This is a genomic window from Bacteroides sp. UBA939 (assembly GCF_002293435.1).
Lineage (GTDB): Bacteria > Bacteroidota > Bacteroidia > Bacteroidales > Bacteroidaceae > Bacteroides.
In genome coordinates this window covers 18529-19152 of record NZ_DBDF01000156.1, presented here as the reverse complement: position 1 = coordinate 19152, position 624 = coordinate 18529, and the positions used below count along the sequence as shown (strand labels likewise).

Annotated in this window: 1 protein-coding gene; it reads left to right on the top strand. The window is 43.3% G+C overall.

Features of this window, described 5'->3' with window-relative positions; genetic code table 11:
• Positions 1-180 precede the first annotated feature (180 nt).
• Positions 181-525 (top strand): hypothetical protein, encoded by a 345-nt coding sequence (locus tag B2Z67_RS09805; protein WP_291529644.1) that lies wholly within the window; start codon positions 181-183, stop codon positions 523-525.
• Positions 526-624: the final 99 nt, after the last annotated feature.

The window sequence follows — 624 nt, the reverse complement described above, 5'->3', positions numbered from 1 at the left end:
ACCATCCCAAAAGGGCACTCACCACCATGGTGGACATATATACCCACCGTGCTGGACATAGATACTCACCGTGCTGGCCATATAGCTCCACCGCGGTGGACATATATACTCACCGCGCTGAACATATATACCCACCAGCCCGACTATTCATTCTTATAAAACTAAAATAAAACAAGTATTATGAAAACAGAAAACTCTCTGCCAACATCAAGTCCCTCTCTTCTCCACACCTGCAAGTATTGCAACCAGGCACTCCCTTTGGACTCTTTCTATGTAAACAGAACCACCCTTCAGCCCGATAAATATTGCAAACAGTGTCGAAAAGCAATCAATCACAAGCGCTACAAAAAGGAAAAACTATCCACTGGCATACCGCCCGAACGCCTTCCATATCCCGTCATTACACAGATTGAAGACCGCGAAACGCGTTTACAGCTTATCCGGAATGCCCGCCAAAGAGTGAGGCTCATCGTGGAGCGCAAAAAGAAGAGAATAAAGGAAGAGGAAGAACGACGGGAATCCTGACTATAGATTTACAGACTTAATTATAAACTTCATCAACAACAAAAACATCTACCACTAAATTGTATGGCAAGAATAAAGAAAAAAGGGTTGGATTATTTC